Origin of the sequence: Lacibacter sp. (genome assembly GCF_035299325.1) — a bacterium.
GTDB lineage: Bacteria > Bacteroidota > Bacteroidia > Chitinophagales > Chitinophagaceae > Lacibacter.
Genome location: NZ_DATGWT010000004.1, coordinates 199,086 through 221,745 on the forward strand (window position 1 = coordinate 199,086; position 22,660 = coordinate 221,745).

General features: G+C 40.8%; 20 protein-coding genes and 1 tRNA gene. 4 read left to right on the top strand and 17 right to left on the bottom strand.

Annotated features, from left to right (window positions below):
• Positions 1–23: 23 nt before the first annotated feature.
• Positions 24–764 carry a menaquinone biosynthesis protein gene (locus VK159_RS02660; protein WP_324228590.1) on the bottom strand — a complete coding sequence of 247 codons (741 nt, stop codon included), beginning with the start codon at positions 762–764 and terminating at the stop codon, positions 24–26.
• A gap of 152 nt (positions 765–916) precedes the next feature.
• Between VK159_RS02660 and purB the strand changes: the two genes are divergently transcribed.
• Positions 917–2,263: an adenylosuccinate lyase gene (gene purB / locus VK159_RS02665; RefSeq protein ID WP_324228591.1), complete on the top strand. Its 1,347-nt coding sequence runs from the start codon at positions 917–919 to the stop codon at positions 2,261–2,263.
• Between the two features lie 71 nt (positions 2,264–2,334).
• Here the strand turns inward: purB and VK159_RS02670 are convergent, their stop codons facing one another.
• Complete coding sequence (locus VK159_RS02670) at positions 2,335–2,688, bottom strand: YraN family protein (RefSeq protein ID WP_324228592.1); 354 nt, start codon at positions 2,686–2,688, stop codon at positions 2,335–2,337.
• Between the two features lie 109 nt (positions 2,689–2,797).
• Here VK159_RS02670 and VK159_RS02675 point away from each other — a divergent pair, with 109 nt between their 5' ends.
• Positions 2,798–3,358 carry a DUF6580 family putative transport protein gene (locus VK159_RS02675; RefSeq protein ID WP_324228593.1) on the top strand — a complete coding sequence of 187 codons (561 nt, stop codon included), beginning with the start codon at positions 2,798–2,800 and terminating at the stop codon, positions 3,356–3,358.
• A 58-nt stretch (positions 3,359–3,416) separates the two neighbouring features.
• On the opposite strand, the gene VK159_RS02680 is transcribed toward VK159_RS02675, so the two are convergent.
• On the bottom strand, positions 3,417–3,971 hold the full coding sequence (locus VK159_RS02680) for a hypothetical protein (protein WP_324228594.1): 555 nt from the start codon (positions 3,969–3,971) through the stop codon (positions 3,417–3,419).
• Between the two features lie 28 nt (positions 3,972–3,999).
• Positions 4,000–5,625 carry an acyl-CoA carboxylase subunit beta gene (locus tag VK159_RS02685; RefSeq protein ID WP_324228595.1) on the bottom strand — a complete coding sequence of 542 codons (1,626 nt, stop codon included), beginning with the start codon at positions 5,623–5,625 and terminating at the stop codon, positions 4,000–4,002.
• Between the two features lie 115 nt (positions 5,626–5,740).
• Between VK159_RS02685 and VK159_RS02690 the strand changes: the two genes are divergently transcribed.
• Complete coding sequence (locus VK159_RS02690; RefSeq protein WP_324228596.1) at positions 5,741–7,063, top strand: GntP family permease; 1,323 nt, start codon at positions 5,741–5,743, stop codon at positions 7,061–7,063.
• A gap of 46 nt (positions 7,064–7,109) precedes the next feature.
• A tRNA-Ala gene (locus VK159_RS02695) sits at positions 7,110–7,183 on the top strand.
• Positions 7,184–7,242: 59 nt separating this feature from the next.
• On the opposite strand, the gene VK159_RS02700 is transcribed toward VK159_RS02695, so the two are convergent.
• The 13 genes from VK159_RS02700 to VK159_RS02760 form a co-directional block, all read right to left on the bottom strand.
• Entirely contained in the window at positions 7,243–8,640 is a 1,398-nt protein-coding gene (locus VK159_RS02700; RefSeq protein WP_324228597.1) for a c-type cytochrome domain-containing protein, read from the bottom strand.
• A gap of 113 nt (positions 8,641–8,753) precedes the next feature.
• Complete coding sequence (locus tag VK159_RS02705) at positions 8,754–9,689, bottom strand: sugar phosphate isomerase/epimerase (RefSeq protein WP_324228598.1); 936 nt, start codon at positions 9,687–9,689, stop codon at positions 8,754–8,756.
• A gap of 27 nt (positions 9,690–9,716) precedes the next feature.
• Complete coding sequence (locus tag VK159_RS02710) at positions 9,717–11,225, bottom strand: DUF1501 domain-containing protein (RefSeq protein ID WP_324228599.1); 1,509 nt, start codon at positions 11,223–11,225, stop codon at positions 9,717–9,719.
• Positions 11,226–11,242: 17 nt separating this feature from the next.
• Positions 11,243–14,011, bottom strand: coding sequence for a DUF1553 domain-containing protein (locus tag VK159_RS02715; RefSeq protein WP_324228600.1), 2,769 nt, complete (start codon positions 14,009–14,011; stop codon positions 11,243–11,245).
• 159 nt (positions 14,012–14,170) lie between these two features.
• Positions 14,171–15,106 (bottom strand): AraC family transcriptional regulator, encoded by a 936-nt coding sequence (locus VK159_RS02720; RefSeq protein WP_324228601.1) that lies wholly within the window; start codon positions 15,104–15,106, stop codon positions 14,171–14,173.
• A 351-nt stretch (positions 15,107–15,457) separates the two neighbouring features.
• Positions 15,458–16,180: an alpha/beta fold hydrolase gene (locus VK159_RS02725; protein ID WP_324228602.1), complete on the bottom strand. Its 723-nt coding sequence runs from the start codon at positions 16,178–16,180 to the stop codon at positions 15,458–15,460.
• A 66-nt stretch (positions 16,181–16,246) separates the two neighbouring features.
• Positions 16,247–17,092, bottom strand: a complete 846-nt coding sequence (locus VK159_RS02730; RefSeq protein ID WP_324228603.1) for a methylated-DNA--[protein]-cysteine S-methyltransferase — start codon at positions 17,090–17,092, stop codon at positions 16,247–16,249.
• A 156-nt stretch (positions 17,093–17,248) separates the two neighbouring features.
• Positions 17,249–17,452, bottom strand: a complete 204-nt coding sequence (locus VK159_RS02735) for a heavy-metal-associated domain-containing protein (protein WP_324228604.1) — start codon at positions 17,450–17,452, stop codon at positions 17,249–17,251.
• A 76-nt stretch (positions 17,453–17,528) separates the two neighbouring features.
• A complete protein-coding gene (locus VK159_RS02740) occupies positions 17,529–18,587 on the bottom strand; it encodes an iron-sulfur cluster-binding domain-containing protein (RefSeq protein ID WP_324228605.1) in 1,059 nt (352 codons plus the stop codon).
• 7 nt (positions 18,588–18,594) lie between these two features.
• On the bottom strand, positions 18,595–20,010 hold the full coding sequence (locus VK159_RS02745; RefSeq protein WP_324228606.1) for a DHA2 family efflux MFS transporter permease subunit: 1,416 nt from the start codon (positions 20,008–20,010) through the stop codon (positions 18,595–18,597).
• Positions 20,011–20,221: 211 nt separating this feature from the next.
• Entirely contained in the window at positions 20,222–21,718 is a 1,497-nt protein-coding gene (locus VK159_RS02750; protein ID WP_324228607.1) for a hypothetical protein, read from the bottom strand.
• A gap of 39 nt (positions 21,719–21,757) precedes the next feature.
• Complete coding sequence (locus tag VK159_RS02755; protein ID WP_324228608.1) at positions 21,758–21,952, bottom strand: hypothetical protein; 195 nt, start codon at positions 21,950–21,952, stop codon at positions 21,758–21,760.
• 26 nt (positions 21,953–21,978) lie between these two features.
• Positions 21,979–22,212 (bottom strand): hypothetical protein, encoded by a 234-nt coding sequence (locus VK159_RS02760; protein WP_324228609.1) that lies wholly within the window; start codon positions 22,210–22,212, stop codon positions 21,979–21,981.
• Positions 22,213–22,660: the final 448 nt, after the last annotated feature.

Sequence of the window (22,660 nt, forward strand, 5' to 3'; positions counted from 1 at the left end):
CAGGCATATTTAAAAATAAAACTTTACACATTCAAAAACTCAAGGAATTTTTGCATCCCTTTTCGTTTTTCATCATCAAGTAAATAACTGATATTATGTGTGTAATACTTACGCAGATCGTAAACCGGATATTTCTGTTGCTCCGCAATTTCATCGATCACAGTAAAACCCACTGCATTGGCGGCATTAAAACGATCGATCCATTCTTTGCTCATCGGCTTTAAGCTCACCCACAACGCAAATACAAATGGCAAATGCGTCATTGCCTGCCATTCCGCTGCAAGGTCGTAGATATAGGTTGAGAGACGGCGTTGTTCCAAAGCCCTGTCGCCTATAACAACTGCACCTGTAGTACCTTCTATTTTTGTACGATAACTTTCATCTGTTGCATTAATTAGTTCTGGTGAAATACCCCAAAATTCTTTCATCAGCAATTTGGCCAACGCTACCGAAGTGCGGCTTTGGTAATCGAGATAAACAGTGGTTAGTTCATGTACAGGCACTTCGCTGAACAAACAAACTGAAGCCACTTCAAAGTCAGAAGCTATACAGTAATCGCTTACAATGTAATATTCAGGCAAATCATGCAGCAATGCCACCGGTACCAGTGCTACATCCACCACACCGGATTTCAGCATTTCAGCCACTTTCGACGGATAATCGGGCACCAATTCATGATCCTGCAGAAATGCTTCGTTCTGCATACCATACATCATGGGTTTTGTGTTTAAATAACTGACTGCTCCAACTTTTATCTTCTTCAATTCATTTACTTTTGCGCTGCAAAGAAAAGGATTTTTTGGTGGGCAGGCTGTTTGCTGCTAGGGAACTTTGGTTGCGTCGCACACTTGTACCGCAACAACCATACGCAGCAATACTTTTGTCAACTGATCAACTACAAACCATACATTTTTACATGGAACTTCAGAATCTGACAGCCATCTCTCCGGTCGACGGACGTTATCGTAACCAATTGCATCAACTCGATGCTTATTTCTCCGAATTTGCACTTATCCGTTACCGTGTGCTAGTTGAGATAGAATACTTCCTGTTTCTTTCTGAAAAGAAATTCTTTAAACTCACTGCACAGCAAAAACAGTCGTTGAAAGATGTAGTGACGAATTTTACCGTAGCACAGGCGCAGGAGATTAAAAATCTTGAAAGCATTACCAACCACGATGTGAAAGCTGTTGAATATTTTCTGAAACGTGAACTGGAAGCGCTCAACTTAAACGACCTGAAAGAGTGGATCCATTTTGGTCTTACTTCGCAAGACATCAACAATACTTCTATTCCATTATCATGGAAAGAAGCATTGGAAAACGAACTGCTCCCCTCTGTTTCAACATTAATTTTAAAGTTGAAAGGTTTTGCAAAAGACTGGAAAAACATTCCGTTGCTTGCACGCACACATGGGCAAGCAGCATCTCCTACCAAACTCGGTAAAGAGATTATGGTGTTTGTTGAGCGACTCGAAAATCAATTGCAACAATTATCTGCCTTACCAACATCAGCAAAGTTTGGCGGAGCAACGGGCAACTTCAATGCACACTACGTTGCCTTCCCGAAAAAAGACTGGGTGAAATTTGGTAACGAGTTTGTTGAAACAAAACTTGGGTTGCAACGTCAGCAATACACTACACAAATTGAGCATTACGATAATCTTGCTGCGCAAATGGACGGTATTAAACGCATCAATACTATTCTTATTGATCTTTGTCGTGATATCTGGACCTATGTATCGATGGATTATTTTAAACAAAAGATCAAGAAAGGCGAAGTGGGCAGCAGTGCTATGCCGCACAAAGTAAATCCTATTGATTTCGAAAATGCAGAAGGTAATCTTGGTATTGCCAACGCCTTGTTCGAACATTTATCGGCCAAGCTTCCTGTCTCCAGATTACAACGTGATCTTACCGATTCAACAGTATTACGCAATCTCGGGGTTCCGTTTGCACATTCTATCCTTTCACTCAAATCAATTGAAAAAGGATTAAACAAACTCTTGCTGAATGAAGACAAGATCAAACAGGATCTTGAAAACAACTGGGCTGTAGTTGCAGAAGCCATTCAAACAATTCTCCGTCGGGAAAATTATCCAAACCCATACGAAGCATTGAAAGAGTTAACCAGAGGCAACGCTGCTATTACACAAAAATCAATGCATGCGTTTATTAAAGGGCTAAAAGTAAATGCTGATGTGAAAAAAGAGTTGAGTGCCATTACACCCTATAATTATACCGGCGTTAATCCAAAATATTAATACAAGCCGATAGTTGGTATTGGTGAGTAGCAAGTAGTCCTGGCTACTCACTATCAATTATAGGCTATCAGCTAAGAAACATCTTCCAAAAAGAAATAGTCCGGCGCTTTATACCGGTGCAGGCGAATGCTGAGTATGTCATACTGGATTCTTTTCCATTCCGGATATTGATAAAGGAATTCTTCGCCGGCTTTCATCAACCGTTCCAGTTTTTTAGCTGTCACGCCTTTTTCCGGGTGACCAAAAAGATCGTTCGTTCTTGTTTTGACTTCAATGAAATGAAGGATGTTGTCTTTGGAGGCAATTACATCCAATTCAAAATACGAATGCTTCCAATTGCGGTGCAGAAGTACAAAACCCTGTGCCAGCAGCCATTCAGCCGCCAACTCCTCTCCTTGCCTGCCGGTTTCAAGGTGTTTTGCCATTGCACTAAAATAATCCTTTCGGCATTATCCACATATCTGGGAAAGACAATTTCCGAAATGGGTTTTCGGGAGCTGTTTTTAGCTATTTTTGTCGTTCAATACAGGATTTATGAAGTTGAATAAAACATTCGTTTTTACATTGGCAGCACTGATTGTTGTAGCTGCACTGTACCGCATCTTACCAAACCGTCCCTTGGGTTTTGCACCACAAATTGCAATTGCTCTTTTTGCCGGTTCAATTATGAAGGATAAAAAATATGCCTTTGCATTACCAATTCTGAGTATGTTCATCAGTGATGCATTGTATCAGGTGTTGTACAGCGCAGGACTTACTTCCATTAAAGGTTTTTACGGCGGACAGTTGACTAACTATATTTTATTTGCAGGTTTAACTGTGATTGGTTTCTTTATCAATCAAAAGAAAGTATGGCAGATCGGTTTAGGTGCTTTAGCCGGACCAACAGTTTACTTCTTTGTAAGTAATTTTTTGGTTTGGATCGGCGGTGGTGGTTACCATCATCCAAAAACAATGGAAGGATTGATGCTTACTTTAACTGACGGTATTCCATTTTACACCGGCAGCTTGTATGCTACCGTTGTATTTTGCACCATGTTATTCGGCGGTTATGCCTTGTTGACATCAAGAGAATTAAAAGCAGCGAGAGCGTAAGCAACAGCTGTTTCTTTGATATAAAAAGCTCCATCATAAGATGGAGCTTTTTATATTTTTACTTTTTCAGGATGGCATTCTCGTACATATGCAACAAAATCTTATCTGCAATTTTTGAATACGGCCGTTTACTATCAATTGTAATATGAATATTTAGTCTCGCTCCCCACACCGGCTTTTCATCTTCATCGTAAAGGCGTACGTCATACCGCTGACTTGTTTTAGCCTGTCTGGTTTCTAAGCCCTGAATCCCTCCATAATACTCTTTAACTTTTGCTCCGTTTAACGGAGTAAATACCATTACTGCATCCGCTTGCTTTTTATTTATCACACGTAAAAGGTGGTTCGTTGTTTTACTGTTTTCATCACTGAAGTATTCAGTTGTTACAACGATATTTTTCTTTTTTAATTTTTTGGTCAGCTCCAACCCTAGATTCTCCAGAATTGTTCTATCAACAGCAGTACCGGTAAAAACCAGTAATACCGACTTATAATCCTTTAATTGCTTATTGAGATAAGTATCGCTGAGCATTGCTTTGTCAGAAGGCGGACTAAAGCAACTCACTGCAAAACAAAATAAGCTAAGAAAAAAGACGCTATAGAAGCTACGCATAAAATACCGGATAATTGAAATTGTAATTCTATACTTGAAACACTCCCACTCTCAACGCATCCATATCCGGATTATGATCTGCTGCATGAATTCCCTCGCTGATCACACGGCGTGTTTCAAGGGGATCAATAATTTCGTCTACCCATAACCGTGCAGCAGCGTAATAGGGCGTTGTTTGTGTTTCGTATCGTCCTTTTATTTCATCCAATAAAGTCTTTTCATCTTCTGCACTCACTTCTTTGCCTTTTGCTTTCATAGCAGCTACCTGGATCTGCAATAATGTTTTGGCAGCCTGGTCTCCACCCATCACTGCAATTTTTGCGGTCGGCCATGCATAAATAAAACGGGGATCGTATGCCTTGCCACACATGGCATAGTTGCCGGCGCCATACGAATTACCAATAACAATGGTGATCTTCGGCACCACACTATTCGCTACGGCATTCACCATCTTGGCTCCATCTTTAATAATACCACTGTGTTCACTTCTGCTGCCCACCATAAAGCCGGTAACATCCTGCAGAAACACCAACGGTATTTTCTTTTGATTACAGTTGAGAATAAAACGAGCGGCTTTATCGGCACTGTCGTTATAGATCACACCACCTAACTGCATTTCATTCTTTCGATTCTTAACAATAGTCCGTTGATTGGCCACAATGCCCACTGCCCAACCATCAATGCGTGCATAACCACAAAGAATTGTTTTACCATAATCCTGTTTGAACTGATCGAAGTCACTATCGTCTACAATCCGTTCAATAATTTCCAGCATATCATAGGTTTTCCCATCGGCGGGAAACAAACCGTATAACTGCTGTGGATCTTTTTTGGGTGGCTTCGAAGCAATCCGATCGAAACCTGCTTTCTTTTTTTCACCCAACTTGTTCATCAGCTTCTTTACTTCATCCAAACATTCTTCTTCTGTTTTGAATTTGTAATCAGCGATGCCTGATATCTCGGTATGAGTTGCAGCACCGCCGAGTGTTTCAGCATCAATATCTTCACCTATGGCCGCTTTTACTAAATACGGTCCTGCTAAAAAGATCGAGCCATTGCCTTCTACCATCAATGTCTCATCGCTCATGATGGGCAAATAGGCGCCACCTGCTACACAAGCTCCCATCACCGCCGCAATTTGTGTAATACCCATTGCACTCATCCTTGCATTGTTTCGGAAAATGCGTCCGAAATGTTCTTTGTCAGGAAAAATTTCATCCTGCAGGGGAAGAAATACACCGGCACTATCAACCAAATAGATCACCGGCAATCGATTCTCCATCGCTATTTCTTGCAAACGCAAATTCTTTTTACCACTGATTGGAAACCACGCTCCTGCTTTTACTGTTTGATCATTTGCTACGATCACGCATTGTCGTCCGCTTACATAACCAATCCCTGCAACAGTTCCTCCCGCCGGACAACCGCCTTGCTCTGCATACATTTCATACCCGGCAAATGCACCGATCTCAATAAATGGTTTATCTGCATCACGCAAATACTCGATACGTTCACGTGCAGTAAGCTTATTCCGCTCACGCTGTTTTTCAATTGATTTTTTTCCGCCCCCTTCATAGATCTTTTGCAGGCGTTTCCGCATTTCGGTGAGCGACAATTTCATCACATCATCATTCTTATTGAACTGAATATCCATAAGGCTAAAGTTTATTTAAAACAATCGTTAGTGCAAGATAAGGGCAATTCAGTTGAAACGTAAACGCTGTCTGTTTTCTGCCAACAGTGTTATCTTTAAAACATAAACCAAATTCATGATCATTGCCATATTAGTGCTGGCCATAATTGTATTGGTGCTGTTGATTACAAAATTAAAACTGCACCCTTTCCTTGCGTTGCTGCTGGTAAGCCTCGCAACCGGTTTGGTAATGGGAATGAAAACCGATGCATTACTATCAGCCATACAAACCGGATTCGGCGACACACTTGGCAAAATAGGTCTTGTGATTATTCTTGGTGTACTCATCGGTAGCTTTCTTGAACACACCGGTGCTGCCATGGTGCTGGCAAAAGCAATCTTGTCCATCGTTGGGCAAAAACGCATCATCACTGCCATGGGTGTAATTGGCTATATGATCTCGATTCCTGTTTTTTGCGATAGTGCTTTTATTCTGTTGTCAACATTAAACAAAACACTAAGTCGCAAGGCTGGTGTAAGTATTGCCGCTACCTCTGTTGCGCTGGCACTTGGTTTATTGGCAACACATACGCTTGTACCGCCTACACCGGGGCCCGTAGCTGCAGCAGGTATTCTTGGTGCAGATCTAACCAAAGTAATATTGCTGGGCTTTGTTATAGCAGCAGCGGCAACTGCAGCCGGTATTTTATTTGCAAGTAAAATTGCTGTGAAAACGATTATTGAAACAACAGAAAAACTTGTTGAACAAAATCAAAGCAAGCCGCCATCAACATTCAAATCAGCATTACCTGTGTTGGTTCCCATCTTGTTGATTATTTTAAAATCAGTAAGTATTTATTTTGCTGATGCCGGCTGGCAATCAACACTGAAAAGTATCTTTTTATTCACAGGCGAACCATTTATTGCACTGTTGATTGGATTTGCATGTTGTTTATTGTTACCCGAACGCATCGTTAAAAAAATGTTTGCGGCTGACGGATGGACGGGCAAAGCATTAGAAAGTGCGGCATCAATTTTATTTATTACCGCTGCGGGTGGTGTATTTGGGAAAGTGTTGCAACAAGCCGACGCAGCAGGCGAATTAGGGGAAGCATTGACCGCCTCATCGTTGGGATTATTCCTTCCTTTTTTATTAGCTGCAATACTTAAAACCGCACAGGGATCTTCAACCGTTGCAATGATAACAGCAGCTTCAGTATTATCGCCACTTATGGCTTCACTTGGTTTTATAAGCGAATGGGATAAAGCAATGGTGGTAATAGCGGTTGGAGCCGGATCGATGGTTATTTCGCATGTAAATGACAGCTTTTTTTGGGTGGTTACACAGTTCACCGGTATGAACGTAAAGACGGGATACAAACTATTAAGTCTCGGTACGTTCATTGTTGGAACAGTTGCAATGATTGCCCTTTCAATTGTATCTTTTTTCTTTCGCTGAACAATCATTCATGTGTTGCAAATTCGTTTATATTTGCAACCCAACAGGGGAATTAGCTCAGTTGGCTAGAGCGCTTGCATGGCATGCAAGAGGTCACCGGTTCGACTCCGGTATTCTCCACAGCTTTAAAAGTCGCCTTCGGGTGGCTTTTCTTTTTCATTTACTCCCCTTACATGAGGTCATTGTTTGGGCTTTGTAAATACCGTCGTATCGCCTGCAAGTGTCGGCACACTATAACCGCCTGTATCAATCGTTACTTTGAGTAGAGATTTTTTTAGAGATGCATACGCCTTTTTATCAACTGCCGATTGATAAATGTAAACCGCCTGTAACTCTTTATGATTATTTAATTGCATCAGTCCGTTTGTTGTAACGGCTGTGCCAACCAGGTTAAGTGTTTGCAGGTTTGGCAGCTGTTGCAGATGCATGAATCCTTTGTCAGTGATTTTTGTATAGCTGATGTCTAAACGGGTAATCGCTTTGCATTCGGCAATGGCAGCCAGCATAGCATCGTTCACCGGTTGGTTGGCGAACTTTACCCAAACAAGTTGTTTTTTTACTGACAGCAATAGTTTGATGTCTTCTTCTTTTAAATTCTGTAGTGTTACAAAATTTGCCATCAGATAATTACTGTTTTGTGCAACAGGCAACACTACTACTCCCCTGTCCGCCAGTTTTTTTATGGCAGCAGCATCGGCTTTTTCAACCGGGGCTTCCGGGATCTGTGGTTTTGCTTTTACTTCATTGCTTACTGCAGATTGCAAACTCAAGAGCAATGGTTTTATTTTTTCTGTTTGTGCAAGGTCTTTTACTTTTTTATCGAATGACAAACCAGAGTTGATCCACCAATGTAACAACGCAATTTCTTTTTCATTCATCTGTGGTTTTTCTTTTGGCGGCATGTGGTCTTCGTGTTGCTTCGGTAACAAAAGCCGTTTGATGAGTTCACTTTCATCAGCCTTACCAGTGATTACCACTTCACCCTGCTTGCCTCCTTTGCTGATCCATTCAGGGCCATCGAGCCGGAGCTTTCCTTTTTGTTTGGCTGCATTGTGACAGCTGTAACATTTTTCTTCCAGGATAGGCTGCACTACATCTTTGTACACTACAGCTTCCTGCACGTTGGAAATGGGTTTACGTTCTGCTTTTGCTGCAGGAGTAGTGATTGATTTAGTAAGATAATCGGAACCATGTGTAAGTGAGCCACCTGAATGTCCTGTAATAAAAATCAGCAGTGTCATTAACCCGATCGTCCACTTGACAGCATTGTTTTTTCTTGTATGAAGGAAATAGGAAACAATGGCAACAGTAGCAACAGCAAAACCCATCCATTTATGTGTACTCACCATATCGGCTTCATAATCGCCGCTGATGGATAACAAATAACCACTGATGCAGGAACCGACAGCACTCAACATGCCCAGCAACAAAGCAACTGTCGTTGCCTGTTGCAATGTCTTGTATTTTTCACGCAACGACAGCACATAAAATACAGCTGCAATCAATAATATTCCGATTGGCAAATGCACCAGCACCGGATGAAAGCGACCAAGAAATTCTGAAACAGTTAAAAGCATGATAGAAAGCTGCGAGTATTTTACTTTAACTAAAGCTGTTTGTTTTTTTATTCTTTGTAGGATGCCCGTCGTACGTGAGCACACTCATTACTGATCATTCATTACTTATCATCTCATTCATATCTCTTTTTCAACATTTGCATCATGTAAACATTAATCGCCCATTGATCTGCAAGCGGCTGTTTCGTATACGGCAACACAGGCATATAATTTGGCGGACCAAATTCTGTCAGGATCGTCATTTGCTCACCGTTTGCTTTCTTGCGTTTAATTACTTCATCCCACCAGGCCAGGTGTTGTTTCACGGTTGCTTCCCATTCAGGTGCACGTGGATCGTTTACCTGCGGCCCTTCCTGGTGACCAACACGTGAATGGATATGCCCCACTCTGCTCAATGCCAAGTCAACTGTCTCTTTCTGATCGGCCAATAAACTTTCATGCACATTGCACCAATGCGATATATCAAGTGTCAAACGCAACTCCGGGTTCTTTTCAATGAACTGCCGGGTAATGTGTGCAGCAAACAGCATACGGCCTCGATGTGTTTCATGGTAAATGGGAATACCCGTTTCTTTATGTTTCTGCGTGGTATAACTGATGAATTGCTGGTTCTGATCGAACGTAAAATAATCTCTACCCGAATGACAATTAATATACACCGGTTTTTGAATGGTATTACTTGTTGCCGCATCCAGATTTTTTTTGAATGTTGCCAGATGTTCCTGCCAGTTGCTTTGGGAACCACCGCATAAAAATCCAACTTGCAAATTGTGTTTCTTTAATGCAGCAAATAATTCATCCTGTGCTTTTTTATCATCAGCTGGCCACCAGACTTCAATGCCATCATAGCCTTCTTTTTTTGTAGCTGCACAAAAAGCATCTATGTTACCTGCAAAGCCCCAGCTTGTTTGCATGAACAACAATTTGAATTGATCGTTGGCAGGAAACAAAGGCTTTTCTGTTTCAGCCATTGCTGCAAATGGCGCCAGCATAGCTGCAGCTGTTGCAGATGAAGTTGATTTAAGAAAGTTGCGACGGTCTTGTTTCATTGTAATGATGGGTTGTCTTGAATGTGATTAAGCAAGAATATCGGTGATGACTTTTCCGCTCACATCTGTTAAGCGGAATGGTCGACCTTGAAAATTGTACGTAAATTTTTCATGATCGAAACCAAGCTGGTTTAAAATGGTTGCCTGTATATCGAATGCTTCTGTTTTGCCACTTGTAATACTGTAACCGATCTCATCTGTTTCGCCATACGTGGTACCACCTTTAATACCGCCACCGGCCATCCACATACTGAATGCTTCTGCATGATGATCTCTTCCTTTAAAGGGCATTTCTTTTCCATCACGGTTTTCCTGCATCGGTGTACGACCAAACTCTCCTCCCCAAACCACCAGCGTTTCGTCTAACAGTCCCCGTTGTTTTAAATCAAGTATCAATGCTGTCATGGCTTTATCAACCTGTCTGCATTTATTGATCAAACCAATATCCACAGCACCATCAGCACTTGTACCATGTGTATCCCATCCCCAATCGAACAACTGTACAAAGCGTACACCTTTCTCTGCCAGCTTGCGTGCAAGTAATACATTATTGGCAAAACTTCCTTTGCCCGGTTGTGCGCCATACATTTCACGAATGTATTCCGGCTCATCATTAATATTCATCACTTCCGGAACAGAGATCTGCATCTTGTACGCCATTTCATATTGCGAAATGCGTGAAAGAATTTCAGGATCATTAAACTCTTTATACTGCTCCTGGTTCACTTTATTAATTGCGTCGATCGAAGCTTTGCGTAAATCTCTGTCCATACCTTGTGGATCGTTAATGAACAAAACCGGATCACCTTCGCTTCTGCATTGTACACCTTGGTAGACACTCGGCAAAAATCCACTGCCCCATACACTCTTCCCTGCATCGGGATTATTACCGCCCGATGTCAACACCACAAAGCCGGGCAGATTTTGATTTTCTGTTCCTAAACCATACGTCACCCAACTGCCAATACTTGGTCGTCCTAATCTTGCACTACCGGTATGCATCAACAATTGTGCAGGTGCATGATTAAACTGATCGGTTGTTACCGATTTAATGATCGACACATCATCAACAATTGTAGAAAAATGCGGCAGGTAATCACTCACCCACAAACCACTCTTGCCATGCTGTTTAAAGTTTGCCTGCGGCCCTAACATTTTAGGCACACCACGAATGAAGGCAAACTTTTTTCCTTCGAGTAAAGAAGGCGGACAATCCTGTCCGTTGAGTTTTGCTAATTCAGGTTTATAATCGAATAGTTCCAGTTGCGATGGTGCGCCTGCCATGTGCAGATAAATAATGGATCTTGCTTTTGCAGGAAAGAACGGCATGCGTGGTGCCAGCGGATGTGCCGCATCAAACACAGGCGATGAAGCCATGCCCATGTTATTACCGCAACTCCCAAGCAAAGAGCCAAGTGCCAATGCACCAAAACCCATGGCGCTTTCTTTTAAGAAATGCCTGCGGGTAAAGAACTGCAGTTCTTTTTGTTTTGCTTCTGCAGCAAGTCGCTCGTTATTTAATTCGTTACGTGTCATAGTATACGTTTACAGAATTAATTTTTTGTGATCCATTCGTCCAGGTTCAGCATGGCATTCATTACCACTACCAGTGCTGCTGTTTCAGGATTATTGTGTTTACTGTCCATGCCTATCACTTCGCATGCCTTCAGTTTATCTTTACTGAATGTTTGCAATGCTTGTGTGTACAGATCTGTCAGTGCTTTTAATTTTTCTTTGCTGATGGGTTTATACATCATCTGCTCATACCCTTTGCTGATCTGTTGTGTTGCATCTTTCACTCCTTCTTGCTTCAACTCATACGCAAAGTTTCTTGCCATATCTAAATAAGAAGAGTCGTTTAATGTAACCAGCGCCTGCAATGGCGTATTGGTATTAATGCGTCGTGCCACACAAACATTACGTGCTGCACCATCAAACATCATCATAAACGGATAAGGTGCACTGCGTTTCCAGAAGGTGTATACTGCACGGCGGTATTTATCTTCTCCGTCACTCATCTTCCATTTCTCTCCGTTATACGGTGTGAGCCAGATGCCTTGTGGCTGGTAAGGCATAACACTGTGGCCAAACATTTTTTTACTCAACAAACCACTTACTGCCAATGCCTGATCACGCAACTGTTCTGCAGATAAACGAACCCGTGGACCTCTTGCATACCATTTATTGGTTGGATCTTTTTCAATCAACTCTTTTGAAGCAATGGAACTTTGACGATACGTTGCTGATAATACAATTTCTTTGATGAGTGTTTTTAAACTCCAGTTATACTTGTGCATCAGCTGCCACGATAAATGATCGAGCAATTGCTGATGCGTGGGCGGAATACCTTGCGTGCCGAGATCTTCCAATGTTTCTGCAAGACCATGACCAAACAACTGTTCCCAAATACGATTAACAATCGTGCGTGCAACCAACGGATTCTTTTTATCTGTCAGCCACATGGCCAACCCTAAACGGTTTGCAGGTGCATTTGCCGGCATTGTATTTAATGTGTATGGTACACCTGGTTTTACTTCTGCTCCTTTCACCATCCAGTTACCACGTTCAAACACATGTGTTGTTCGTGCAAAACTGTTTGTGCCATCAACCATGATGGGTGTAGATGTATATTGTGTAGAACTAATGAGATCGAAATACTGTTGCCGTACAGAATCATAACCTGGCTGCTCTTTGCCCGGAAAACTTTGTGTAAAATAAAACCAGCTGAAGTTTGCACCGTTATCTTCAGGCTTTTTGAGGTTTGGATTTTTATACGTCAACCAAAGATTATGAACGCCTTCGGTAACAGGTATTGATGCATTTGCAACAGCCCAGCCTTTGGTTATTTTCAGTGGAACACTTGCAATCACTTTACCATTCGTACTATCAAGATGAATTGTCCAAACACCACCTTCAACGCCGGTTGCATAACGAAACAGCAATTGATCTTTTGTATGCAGATCGACTTTCTTAATGCGTGTGCTTCCGTTATTTCGTAATGATAACCATTTCGTATCTGCCAATGCGCTATTGGTAAATGCATCGCACACCACAGAGTTGATAACCGGCTGTCCTGTTTTAAGAAAGCGGATGATCTCTGCTTTCTTCTCTTTTGATACATGTTGCTGCAACCATGCACTCAGCTTTTCAAATTTCAAACTGTCAGCATTTTTATATTCACGCAACACAGGATACTCTTCGTACGTGTCTTCATCACGTGTGTTGTTGAAGAAGGCAAGAAACTGGTAATACTCTTCATGCCTGAACGGATCGTAAGGATGGCTATGGCATTGCACACAGGCGAATGTTGTACCCATCAACGTTTCCCATGTTGTGTTTACACGATCCATTACTGCTGCTGTGCGATACTCTTCATTATCAGTACCACCTTCATCATTTGTCATGGTGTTACGATGAAAAGCAGTCGCAATGTATTGTGCATCGGTTGGGTTAGGCAGCAGATCGCCTGCCACTTGCTCAATTAAAAAGGTATTGTAAGGTTTGTCTTCATTAAACGATTGAATCAACCAATCACGGTAACGCCAAATGGAGCGATAGCCATCACGCTCATAACCTTTTGTATCGGCATAACGGGCCATGTCCAGCCACATCGATGTCCAGCGTTCACCGTATTGCGGAGAAGCCAATAAACTATCCACTAAACGTTCATACGAACCTGCTGTGGAATCATTCAAAAACTGTTGTGCAATTTTTTCTGATGGAGGAAGACCTGTTATATCCAAACTTACACGACGTAACAATGTTGCTTTATCAGCCTCTGGTGAAGGCGTAAGTTTTTGTTCGTTCAGTTTATCGTACACGAAGTAATCAACATCATTCCGTACCCATTCGTTTTTCTTTGCAGGCAGCAAACCAAAGAAACGACTGTTGCCTTTGGGCACTTCCTGTTCTTCCACCGTTGCATAGGCCCAATGTGTTCCCCACTTGGCTCCCTGTTTAATCCATGTACGAAGCACATTGATTTCTTCTTCAGCAAGAGGATGTTCTTTGTAAGGCATGCGCTCTTCTTCATCTTTCAGCGTCAACCTTCTGATCATTTCACTTGCATCAGGATCACCGGGAATAATAGCAGGCTTACCGCTTTTTGTTTCGGCCAATGCTTCTTCTCTGAAGAGTAAACTGAAGCCTCCCTGCTTCTTTACACCACCGTGGCAGGAGATACATTTTTTATTTAGAATGGGCTTAACATCCACATTATAATCGATGCGATGGTTGTCTTTGAACATGAAGGCAACAACAGCGATCAGTGCAACCAATGCAGTTGTAATAAGTAAATACTTTTTACGAAAGAGATTACGCATGATGACGAAAGCAAACGTTGGTTGATCTGAATAACTGAACCGGTTATCACGAACAAGGTTCTATCCTGTTTCAAATATCCTGATTTCAACAATAGAAGCAATGCATTTCCTGCTGATTATGATGGACAATCTTCTGATTTGAATACCGTATCAAAATGCTTACTGATTATCTGATGCGGCCATTCCTGTTGGCTTATTCCTACCCCTGTATTCAGTGGGCGATACTTCCATCAGCTTGGTAAACATCCGTGAAAAGTAATACGGATCATCAACACCCAGTTCATGAGCGATCTCTTTTATCGACTGATCAGTAAACAACAGTAACTGGCAGGCTTTCTGAATTTTTAATTGATTGAAGTATTCAATAGGTGGATAACCTGTACCTGTTCTGAACAAAGCAGAAAAATGCGAGGAAGACAGATTTGCAAAAACAGCCAGTTCCTTCAATGTAAATACACTGTCGAGGTTTTGCTGCATATGTGCAATTACAGCAGCGATCATATCGTTCTTCCGCTTCGGGCTTTCATAGCTGAATTTATCTTCATATAAAATGGAGGTGAGAAAATAATGAAGCGTCATGTTGATGAACCGGAGATTATCGGCACTGTAACCTTTCTCAAGATTGCTGTACATTGCTTCAAATAGCCTGATCTTATTTTCTGCATGTGCAATGTGCAGATGCTCCGTTTTTGCCTTCTGAACAATAAGCTCAACAATATTCGCTGCCAGTTTTCCTTTGAAATGAAACCAGTAAATGCTCCAGGGATCTTTTTCATCGGCTCCGTATTTATGTGCGGTGTTGGCGGGTATGATTATAAATTGCGAAGGTGAAAGAATAATATGCCTCTTGTTGAATTCAACCCAACCCTTCCCCTGTGTGCAATAAATGAAGATGAATTGATCGGCTCCGTTTTTTCGATGCACATAATGATAACGGGCCTTGGGATAATGACCAATGTCCGTAACAAACAATTGGCGGCTTACAGCATCACGTAGCAAAAAATCCCGTTCGATCTTTCTCGGCAGCACAATCATGCGCTGCCCTTCGAAGCCTTCCTGTTTTTTAACCCGAATTTGCCGTTTTTTTGTTTCCATTGAACGGTAAGTTAAGAAACATAAGATAATCCATCCTTACCTAAACCCTGAATGGTTAAGCATTTTCAGTTTAAAATTTTGGTATTCTATCTAATTCTATAAGGTCGATTTTTGGGGTAACTTGGGAAATAACTGAATAATTGTGAGCAAACCACAATTTCCAGTGAAACATCGTTTGCTTATTTCCCTTAGAGAAGAAATCTGCAAAGGTTGCGTAAAGTATTTAATTGTGGAAGGAGAATTCGCAGTTGAAATAGAATCCTATTTCAGTAGTTTAACATCACTCCGTATAGTTAAGGAAGGCAATTCCGCCGAATCGCCTTCCTTAAATTTCTAATTGATCATTCGTTATCAAAGGGAAGCTATTTCCAGAAATAAATCGCAAAGCTCCTTTGGCTTACTAAAGAATGGCGAATGACTTGTATGTATCTGGTAAACTTTCTCGCAAACAGTTTCATTGTACATTTTCTGTTGAATAAATGGCGTAACAGCCCGGTCGTCGGTACATTCAATATAAAATCTACGGACAGATCCAAAATTCTCGTCGGTTAACTGCAACGGTGTGATTCCCGACTCTACCGGTTCATGGCTTAACAACAGTTTGGCAAGCTCAGTAATAGAATCATCACAATCGTGGTAAAGACCTTCTTTATAAATTGCTGTTTGCAATGTATGCGCATTCAGCTCCGGATATCGTGTAACATAAGGCTTCAAAACACCATTAACATCTAATGCAGAATACTCTGCCTGTGTTTTCCCGTTTGGTATTAAATATGCTGCGAGGTAAATTAATTTTTCAATTTTTTGAGGACGATATTCTGCAGCCTGGGAAATAACAATTCCGTTTTTACTATGCCCCACCATAATTACTTTTCCTTCAATACTGTCTATTAACTCACAAACCTTTTGTACTGTTGAGTGAAGCTTTACCTCGTTGACAGGCGTTTTGTCTCTACCCATACCCGGCAAATCAATTGCATAAACTTTATGCCCAAACTTTTCTAGAATGGGAATTACTTTGTGCCAGTTCCACGAGCTGTGCCATGAGCCATGTATTAAAATAAATGTTTTCATTTTTTGTTTTTATTCAACACAAAGTTGAACAATCAGCAAAACCAATAAAACCCGAAACTTGCGCAATTACTGTGGATGTGTTTTCGCTCCTTCCCAACCAATGATGGCAGTTTTTCTTGTGGCACCCCACATATATCCTCCCGTTACACCGGAAGATTGAATAACACGATGACAGGGAATTAAAAATGCAACCGGATTACTGCCAATAGCAGTACCAACAGCCCTTGAGGCATTCGGATTTTCAATCTTGTCTGCAATAGTTCCATAGGTTGTAAGCTGACCCATTGGTACTTTCAACAATGTTTGCCAAACCTTTAATTGAAAATCGGTTCCTTTTAAATGCAATTTTATTTGATTGAGTTTGGTCCAATCCTGTGAGAAAATGTGCAATGCGTTTTGTTGTATGAAGTCAACCATTTGTCTCAAACGGCCATTTGGAAAATGATTTCGCAGTGCATCAAATGCAAGATGTTCATCGTCGGCAAAAGCCATATAACAAATGCCTTTCTGTGTTGATGCTACCAGGATGTTACCGAATGGACTTTCCGCAAAACTGTAGTTGATATCAAGATTTTTACCGCCATTTTTATATTCGGCAGGAGTCATTCCTTCAATATTTATAAACAGATCATGAAGCCTTCCTGTTCCTGAAAGACCCGCTTCGTATGCTGCATCAAACAATGTTGCCTGGTTCTCTTTTAAAAGCGATTTTGCATACTCCAGCGTTGTGTACTGCAAAAACTTCTTCGGACTTGTGCCGGCCCATTCGCTGAACAAACGTTGAAAATGAAACGGACTTAAATGCACCTTCTTGGCAACTTCATCCAGATTTGGTTGCTTCTTGAAATTTGCCTTAATGTACTCAATTGCTTCTGCAATTCGTTTATATGTGAACTGTTGTTGCTCCGTCATATCGCTGTCATTTCATACTGTAAATGTCGAGAGAACTTTGGCACCATCAAACCCGAAACTTGCTGAAGATTTGATGGTATCAGTTTTTTCTTAAAGCATTGAATGAATTCTTTGCGTAAAGTTCCGTAGCGCCTGGCGCACTTGGCATCATCACTTTTATCTTTCTACTTTATAACCCATTTTTTCGATCGCCGCTATCACATTACTGTGTGAATTTAAAGACTCATCGATAGTTACTGTTGCTTTGCCTACTTCAATTTGATGAATCGTGACACCTTGTTGTTTTGAAAGGATTGTTTTAATCACATTTACACAATGCTCTCCACCCATTCCCTTAATAATAAATGTATACTCTTTCATAACTTCTAATTTTACTGTAAAGCTACTATGTCATGTAGCCTTTTATTTATACAATTCAAACATGTAAGTATAAAATTTACCACTTCCCCACCTCAATTGTAACATCGGCAGTTAATGGATGTGATTGACACAGCAATACCAACCCATTATCTAGCTGCTCCTGTTGTAGTGCATAATTCTGTTTCATATGCACTTTTCCTGAAGTAAGTTTACCAATACATATTCCACAGGTTCCGTTTTTACACGAGTATTGCACAGGCACATGATCTTCCAATGCAACATCAAGAATTGTTTTTCCCGGAACGATCTCCAATAAATTGGTTCGTTCGTAGTGATGCAGTAGTACTTCCTGTGCAACATTTGGCAACTGAACATAATTTTCTTGTTCCGCAGGCTGAAATGTTTCTTTAAAAACCTGTAGAGCCGGAATTTCAAGCGACTGCAATGCATCTGTCGCCAATTGCAATAAACCATTTGGGCCACACAAATAATAGTGAGCATTAAGATATTCTACACCCGTAAACTCCTTAATAAGTTTCTTTAAACGAATGCGTGTTAATCTTCCACCACCAACTTCATCAGAAAACCGGGTATCAGCCGGCATTTCTTTTGTAAAAGCATAAACCGTTTTAAAGCGATGTAAAAAAGATCGCCTGATATGCATTAACGCTTTTCCGAAAATAACATCTCGTTCTGTTTTGTTCGTATTGATAAGCAGAACATTTACTGATGTTGATCGCAAAAGATATTTCAGGATAGAATAAAGCGGTGTAATACCACTTCCACCACCAATCAATACAACCCATTTACTGCTTTGTGTTTCAGCTGTCACATGAAAGAAACCATGCGGCCCTTCAATGTCCCACTCTTCTATTTCTTCAGCATACTTAAGAATGTAAGTACTCATCAAACCGCCATCAACCTGCTTTACTGTTATAGCAGGATGTTCATCATAACCCGGACAACTGCTCAACGAATAAGCCCTGGTAACTTTTTCAGCATTGATCGTTAATGTAAGATTGATAAATTGACCTGCTTTAAAATGGAACAGCTCACTACCTTCATTAAATACGATGGTAACTGTATCTGCTGTTTCACGATAAATGCAAGCTGTTGTCCAGGTGTATGAACGCATGCTGTTATTATTTTGGTTGTTTGATTTTTAACACTGCAATAAATACACTTACTGCACTTACAAGAGCTGCACTGATGAAGGCAGTTTGAAAACCACTGTTCAAAGCAGCTGCTTCTACTACACCTGATGCAGTAGCCGACTTTGTTACAGCATTAGCAATTACGGCAATGACTGCTAATCCTATTGCCGAACCTATCTGGTAACTTGTATTTACAATGCCTGACGCAAGCCCGGTTTCCTCTGGTTTTGCACCGGACATTGAAGCCATTGTTCCCGGAATGTATGCGAGAGACATTCCCAGTGCACCTAATAAAGAAGCAGGCAATACATTCAGCCAATAAGTTCCATCGGTTGGAACCAATGCAAAAAGAATAAGTGATGCTGTTAATGAAATTAAACCGGCAACAAGATTTCGCTTAAAACCAAATTTAGCAACCAGTTTACCTGTGAGTCCAACCATTACGATCATGATCACAACCGTCATAGGTAACAGGGCAAGGCCACTATTAAAAGCGTTTAACCGAAGTATCTGTTGTAAATAAAGATTCAGAAAAAACCAAAGCGGTATCCATGCAGCCGCCATCAACCCCATTACAATATTTCCTGCCGTTAAATTGGGCACTTTAAATATGTGCAATGGAAGCAACGGTTCCTGCTTTCGTTTTTGTGAGCTGATAAAAACAACAAACAGGATTACAGCCACTGCCAGCAAGCCAATTGTTTGAAGTGAAAACCAACCGGCAGATTCGGCAGTAACGATGGCATAAACAAACAGTATTAAAGAAACTGTTGCCAGAATTGCACCTGCCCAATCTACATTACCAATGGCTTTACGTCCTGCAACTAGATATTGTTTGCTGAATGCAAGTACGATAAGTGCAATAGGAATGTTGATATAAAACACCCAACGCCAATCGAGCCACTCTGTAATAACACCGCCAAGAAATACTCCCGCTGAACCGCCTGCAGCTGCCGATGCTCCCCAGAAGCCAAATGCTTTGCCCAGCTCTTTCGGATCGGTAAAGGTTGTCATTAACAAGGTCATTGCGGCAGGAGCAATTAATGCCGAACCCAAACCCTGCAATGCACGGCTTGTATTTAATAATTCAGGCGACCATGCTGCACCGGCAAAAAAAGAAGCTGCTGCAAGAATGGCAAAACCCCACATGAAAACTTTACGTGCACCGAACAGATCAGAAAGACGGCCACCTAATAATAATATCCCACCGAACAGGATTACATACGCATTGAAAATCCATTGCAGACCACTTTGTGTGTATCCTAATTCACTTTTAATGGCGGGCAGGGCCACACCAATGATGGATGTATCCATAATTACCATGAATTGCGCAGCACATAATAAAGCCAGTGCTGTCCATCTTTTTTCATACTTCGTTGATGAAAGGTTTAATGTTGTTTGCATAATAATTTATTTGAGTACGAAAATAAATTCATGTAAAGCCCAAGCTGTTACACTAAACAGTGTGGATTGTATATAATTTTCTATCTTATAAAAGCCAGGTGATTATCGGTTATTTCCACAAATACCATTTTGGAATTTTTTAAAAACAAAAAAGGGATTGAAAATAATCCCTCTTGTTACTGATAAAAAACATCAGCACTGAACCTAAAACCTACTGGTAACGGAAAACTTTTTTAATTCTGTATAAGTGTTGTTGGGATGAATATCCCTTATAGCTTACATATGATTCTTTGGGATAACCATCTTCATCATACACATATTCGTAACGATAAGGAATTACTGTTGGAAAACCACCGGCATATCCTTTTGACATCGACAGTAAATTATTCTTTGATGCATTGGTAAAATATAAATCGTCGTAGCCCATTTGATGATAAGGATTAACAGCATCATCATATGAATAAGTGCCTGACTCTACTCCACCCGTTGAAGTTTGTGCACGATCTTCTACTTTATTACCGTGCTGGAATTTTAGTTTGTACTGCATGCTGTTGTTATTACTGAATAAATAGTCAACCAGGATTTCTTTATTTGCGTTTACCATGCCATAAGTAACTGCAGCACCGGTATGCTGATCGTAACTTTTATTAAACATCGAATGAATCCCGTTGTTGTTACGCACTATACTTGTATAGCCGGTCAGTTGCTGGCTGGCATTGTAGCGGAATACGGTATCCCATGCATTGATTTGTGTATAATGAAAGTTGTAGACAAACGTAAGTGGCAATCCTTGAACCTGTAATGATCGTTGATAATAACGGATGGATTGCAGATTGCCGCTTTGATTATAGAAATATTCAGTTCTGCTGTCTGCTGTCAAGGATACTGAATTATCGATGAAAACAGACTCTTCAACCAGACGCTTGGCAGAACGGGTGCCAGCTAATGAAACAATCATATTGTTGTTTAACTCAATCCTGCTAAATTGTTTCTGAATGCTGGTATTCCATTTGGTGATACTGAAAGTATAGTTATCATACTCCTGCGGAATTTGCACACGTGTGATCCCTTTTCGTAATTCAACTTCTCTCAACCAGCGATCTCCATTCGACTTAACAGCTTCCAGTTTTAATAAACCGGGCAAACTGTCGTAACCAACATCTCCAACTTTCATTTGCAAATGTGCCAGAAGAGTAAAGTATGCTTCAAAACCAAAATCAGCAGTCGTATATCCAAACGATGAAGGGTCTTCAGATATAGAAACAGGTAACACAGAAATCTGAACTGCATGAACCCCTGTTGCAGTGATATTTACTGGGAGCGGTAGTGATACATTTACCAATTCAGACTTGGCAGATTGTATTTGAGGTGTTGCAAACTTTGCTGTGTCAGACGATTTAACAACAACAAGCTTACTTAGTTTATAACTGTTCTTACCCAGTTTTATCTTTTCACTAATGTATTGTTGATTTGATTGCGTAATGGCAACTTTCCGGTTGGTAAACACCGAATCTCCATTTTGCTTTATAATGCTGAGTATCGCATACATCGTTCCCAGGTTTTGCGACATACCGTTGAACGTAAGTTGCAGATAAGAGGAGCTGTCAACAATATCCGGAATTACCGGAAGGGGCTCAACCGGCTTACGGCAGCCCGTAGCAATCGTGAAAAAAAACAAGGCAATGATAAAACTGCATTTGAGATACATGAGATGAGGTTTAATGATTAATAGATTTTATGAAATGGATTAATGAATCAAATAATATTCTTCAGCTGACACCGAATACACGCCACCTTTTGGCATTGCGGCAGGAGCATGCGTTGAACAGTTCGCTTTCAATTCCTGTTTCTTTAACCAATTAACTGTGGCAGCGTTGGTTAAAATGGCTGTACCTGCAACTGAGCTGACAAACAATAGAAATATCATAATTAAAGAATACATAGCAGTTAATTTTTCGATGAATAATATTAGAAAATGGCATAGAAATCTTCAATGTTAACAGCATAAAACCCTGCTTTGTGGACCGCATCAATCACCTGCATTTCATTGATACTGCCAGGCGAATAGACCATCAGTTTGTTCCCGGCTCCCGACACATCCAATTGCCAGTTATTAGAACCAACTGCGTTATTCAGTAATGGAGCAACACGTTGTAATGCTTTTTCGTTGCTGATGTTTGTTTTGAAAGTTATCAGTTCCATATAGTTGTTGCCGCATGTTAATCGCCCCGAAATTTTTCATCGCCAGATATATAAATTGGCCGAAAAGTTTCTTGACTCATTCCATGTCTTATTTTTTTAGAATACAAAAATCGATATAGCACAGAACTTGGTTCTTGGTGTTTACCAAGATTTTAAAATTGCCACAGAATCAGGCAGCAAAAGATTGATTGCTACTCTTACCCCCCGTCTATCTTTACTCACCGGTCTGCACAATTGCAATTTGCTGTACAAATATTGCATAGCTGGTGAACGAAAAAAATAAACTGGCTTAAGTTTTCCCTGTCTCCGTGATCAGAATCACCATTCAAAGCTACAATGGCAAAAAAGCCTTTCTGTTACACTATACGCCCCCTGTTGTATATAATTACAACGATCATCAAATAAAAAACCCGGTAAGAATACCGGGTAATAACCAAAACCAACCATG